The following is a 3,747-nucleotide window of genomic DNA, read 5'->3' on the forward strand; positions in this document are numbered from 1 at the left end:
CCAACATCCTGGTGACGCCCCCGAACGAGACCCACACGGTGAGCCTGAAGTGGCCCGCGGGCGCGGGGGACATCAAGGGCGCCTACACCGACGTTGAGGTCTACCCCACGCACACGACCGAGTAGGGGCGGTGCGCGCGGCCGGCCCCGGTGGCTAGCCGCCGTATCCGGCCAGGATTTTCGAAGGTGAAGCAGATCCAGTGCCTGCTGAACTACGACTACGACTGCATGCTCGCCCTCGACTGCAGCTTCGGTGAAGGCACCGATGCCGCCGTACGTGCCGTCCGGAGCTGCAGCGGTCTCAAGCCCGACGGTCAGGTCGAACCCCAGACCTGGAAGTATCTCGTCACCCCCATGTCCGGCTGCGGACACTGAAACGGGTCATCTCCGCGGCTTGCGGCCGAGCCGAGTACGTGCAGCGAGACTGTGATGTTGCCGCGGAGGGCATCGCATCAGCAGATGCGACGGTAGTGAGTGCTGGGCCGTCCGGCCTCGGGCGTCGAACGGACGGGTGAGGCGCCGCCTGCCGGGCAAACACCAGCTCAGAGCGATGTTGTCTTCACGCCGTTACACCGTTACACCGTCACGCCGTAACGGCGGCATGAACGCACAGAGGGAAGCGGTGTCCTTGCCGGGCTTCAGCAGGCGGCCGTCACTCTCATCGGTTCGGGTGACGCCACCGGGTTCGGGTTCGCCCGGTAGGCCGGTGTCGACCGGCATGACCGTTCGGTCATGGTTCAGGAAGCAGTCGGGCAAGGATGTCCAGGGGCTGCCTTTGCTGGCGTCCACTGCTGCGGCTTCTCGTGGAAGAGTGTCTATTTCCTCTATGCGTGTTTGATATCCCTGATGCGAGTGCGTCAGCGCGTGTGGGGCCGCCGCTGGCAGACGGGAGAACGCCAACCGGATTGCGGGGAGCGTGGTGAGAAGATAGCCCTGTGGGGTTGACTGACAGCGACAGCGAGACCGTCCAGTACGTACGGTTCGAGTCGCCGCACCGGAATCTGCGATGCCACTTCACCGGCGTCTTTGGCCTCATCAGCACTCTTGTGCGGGAGGGGAAGCTGTCGGAAGAACAGGAGCTCTTCCGCCGCAGCAACAACAGTTGGTACAACGCCGCGTACGCCGACGCCTCGACTGTTGATTCCACCATTTACGACCACGGGATCAACCCCGGGGCTGCGGCGTGGTTCAAGCCGTCAGCCGAGCATCTCCTCGTGCGGGTCCCTGGCTGTCCGGAGATTCTGGCCGCCCACGGCGTCGATTGCCGGCTGCTGCGTTCCGCCGGTCCGGGTCGGGTCGTCTATGAGGACGACGTGCAGGTAGTGGTCGTGCCATACGCGTAGGCCTCCGCGGCTCGCGCGCGCCGGAGCGCCAACACTCAGCAGCGATGGTTCGGACTCCTGACCGGCAAGCAGATACGGCGAGGCGTCCACGGGGGCGTCCAGAGCCTGGAGAAGGACATCCGGACCTGGATCAAGACCTGGAACGAAGATTCACACCCTTTCGTCTGGACGAAGTCCGCAGACGAGATCCTCGAACGCCTCGCCGGATATCTGAACCGGATTCCCGGTTCAGGGCACTAGCTTTCGGATCCCTCGGCCGGGCGGACCGCGACCGCGTCGATCTCGAAGAGCATCCCGGGCAGCGCGAGCGAGGCGACCCCGCTGAGTGTCTGGGCGGGCAGCCGGTCGGCCCAGGCGCCGTGCAGCGCCTTGCCGAGGATTTCCAGCTTCTCCAGGTCATGGTCGACGATGTACGTGCCGAGCCGTACGACATGTTCGAAGCCAAGACCGGCGTCGGCGAGCGCGGTGCGCAGGTTGGCGAAGGACCGCTCAACCTGTGCGGCAAAGTCGCCGGGCACGACCTGGCCGGTGTCGTCGGAGGCGTACTGCCCACCGATGAACACCAGATCGCCGGGTGCGGAAGCGGCATGGCTGTAACCGAACGGGGTGGGGTCGTGCAGTCCGGCAGGGTTGGTGATGGTGCGGTTGTCGCTCATGTGTGACGATTCCTCACTGAAGATTGGGTCTGGACGATCGATTCCACGGCGTTCGGCGGATCGTAGGCCGGTGCACGCACGCACGGCCGGACGGAAACGGGGACCGACCGCGGCGTCGGCTGTGTCACATGTACAGCGTCGCGTCGAGGACGGTGACCGCGTGTCCGGCCCGATCCTCGAGCCGGGTGTCGAAGAGTTCGTATGGTCCTGCCCGCCGGTGACGTGACCCGGCCGCCGACGGGCCGCGGAAGCGCCGGCGTGCGGGTGATCAGGTGCTGTGCGGTGGGGGTGGCGTGTCCGGTGCGGGCGTGGCGCATGAGCTGGTCGAGGGCGTCGGCGAGGTCGGCCTCGTAGCCGTCGGAGTCGGGGTGGCGGGGGCGGATCAGTGACGCTGACGGGCCCGCCGCCACGCGGCACTTTCCACGAAGAAGTTGTCGAAGCGCTCTTGCGAATCCAGGACTTCCTGCGGATCGGCCGTGCCCTTGCGGACACGGTCCAGCAGCCGGAAGTAGTCGAAGCGCTCGACGCCGGGGGTGATGACGATCAGCACGTCGGCGTCCGCATCGGGTTCGGCAGCGAAAGCGTGCGGCAGTCCTGGTGGCACGAGGAGGAAGTCTCCCTCGTCCGCGGTGATCACACTGTCCCCGGTCAGCGCCTGGAGCCGACCGCCGAGCACGAAGAAGAGCTCGGCGGATCCGGTGTGGTGGTGAGGTGAGGCTCCGTCGGTACCCGCGGTGAGGGTCACCCGTTGGGCGCTCAGGGCCCCGCCGGTGGTGCTGGCGTCGGCGAAGAGCCGTACGGCGCTGTCAGCGCTGCCCAGCATCTCGGCCTCGGCATCCCGGACCAGAATTCCGCCCTGGGCATCGGGAGTGATCAAGGACATATGCCTCTCCATTCATCGGAGCCGCATCCGACCCCGGCCGCGAGCCGGGATCGAGATCGACAGAAGTGATTCCACGCCGAATAGTACGACATCTAACTATCAGCCGTCGAATAAGATAGGGGACGTGACCAAGAAAGACGTGACCAAACAGGGCGCGACTGCCGAGGAACGCCGGAAGCCCGGGGACGCGGTCGACCAGATCCTCGACCAGTGGCACAAGGAACGGCCGGACCTGGACCTGTCAGCGATGGGAGTCTTCGGACGGCTGGGTCAGCTCTCGCTCATCCTCACCCCCGCACTCGAGGAAGTCTTCGCCCAGCACGGCCTGCGCCGCGGCGAGTTCGACGTCCTGGCCGCACTGCGCCGATCCGGGCCCCCTTACACCCTGATCCCGTCCGCCCTCGCGAAGACGCTGATGCTTTCCCGCGCCGGCATGACCAACCGCCTGGACCGCCTGGAAGCGGACGGCCTGGTGGAACGCCGCCTCGATCCCACCGACCGCCGCAGCCTGCATGTCGCGCTCACCGGCCGAGGACACAAGGTCGTCGACGCCGCAGTCACCGACCACGCCGCCAACGAATCCCGCCTCCTCTCCGGCCTCACCCCCGACGAACGCGAAACTCTCGACCGCGCCCTTCGCGCCCTGCTCCGGGCAATCGAGTAATTGAGGCCATCCGGCTCTGGCGAAGTCGAGATGGCAGGTGTTACTGAGGCTGACGATCTGGCGGTTGTGGAAGACGTCGTCTTCACGCAGTGTGGTGATGCTGCCGGTGTCAATCCCCTCGAACCGTGGAGATCTTCTATGCGGCCAGCTTCAGAGCGGAGTCGGCCGGGTGGCTTTGTTCGTAGTCGATCGGGCTGCGGTA

The 3,747-nt window shown here is 66.2% G+C and carries 5 protein-coding genes and 1 pseudogene; 4 read left to right on the top strand and 2 right to left on the bottom strand.

Features of this window, described 5'->3' with window-relative positions; translation table 11 throughout:
• Positions 1 to 185: 185 nt before the first annotated feature.
• The 3 genes and pseudogenes from ACFV8T_RS45370 to ACFV8T_RS45380 form a co-directional block, all read left to right on the top strand.
• Positions 186 to 374 carry a peptidoglycan-binding protein gene (locus ACFV8T_RS45370; protein ID WP_385339728.1) on the top strand — a complete coding sequence of 63 codons (189 nt, stop codon included), beginning with the start codon at positions 186 to 188 and terminating at the stop codon, positions 372 to 374.
• Between the two features lie 560 nt (positions 375 to 934).
• Positions 935 to 1,342, top strand: a complete 408-nt coding sequence (locus ACFV8T_RS45375; protein WP_385339731.1) for a hypothetical protein — start codon at positions 935 to 937, stop codon at positions 1,340 to 1,342.
• 30 nt (positions 1,343 to 1,372) lie between these two features.
• Positions 1,373 to 1,582, top strand: a pseudogene (locus ACFV8T_RS45380) (IS630 family transposase); the annotation flags it as partial.
• Here ACFV8T_RS45380 and ACFV8T_RS45385 read toward each other — a convergent pair.
• Positions 1,579 to 1,998, bottom strand: a complete 420-nt coding sequence (locus tag ACFV8T_RS45385; protein ID WP_385339734.1) for a RidA family protein — start codon at positions 1,996 to 1,998, stop codon at positions 1,579 to 1,581. The pseudogene ACFV8T_RS45380 and the gene ACFV8T_RS45385 overlap by 4 nt on opposite strands.
• Before the next feature lie 382 nt (positions 1,999 to 2,380).
• Positions 2,381 to 2,881 (bottom strand): cupin domain-containing protein, encoded by a 501-nt coding sequence (locus ACFV8T_RS45390; RefSeq protein WP_385339736.1) that lies wholly within the window; start codon positions 2,879 to 2,881, stop codon positions 2,381 to 2,383.
• Positions 2,882 to 3,005: 124 nt separating this feature from the next.
• On the opposite strand from ACFV8T_RS45390, the gene ACFV8T_RS45395 reads away from it, so the two are divergent.
• Complete coding sequence (locus ACFV8T_RS45395) at positions 3,006 to 3,545, top strand: MarR family winged helix-turn-helix transcriptional regulator (RefSeq protein WP_385339739.1); 540 nt, start codon at positions 3,006 to 3,008, stop codon at positions 3,543 to 3,545.
• Positions 3,546 to 3,747 lie beyond the last annotated feature (202 nt).

The organism is Streptomyces sp. NPDC059832, assembly GCF_042731715.1.
In the GTDB taxonomy this organism is placed as follows: Bacteria; Actinomycetota; Actinomycetes; order Streptomycetales; family Streptomycetaceae; genus Streptomyces.

Excerpts from the sequence above, each read along its gene's own strand:
- ACFV8T_RS45385 (WP_385339734.1), bottom strand. The coding sequence starts at position 1,998 with ATGAGCGACAACCGCACCATCACCAACCCTGCCGGACTGCACGACCCC.
- ACFV8T_RS45390 (WP_385339736.1), bottom strand. The coding sequence starts at position 2,881 with ATGTCCTTGATCACTCCCGATGCCCAGGGCGGAATTCTGGTCCGGGAT.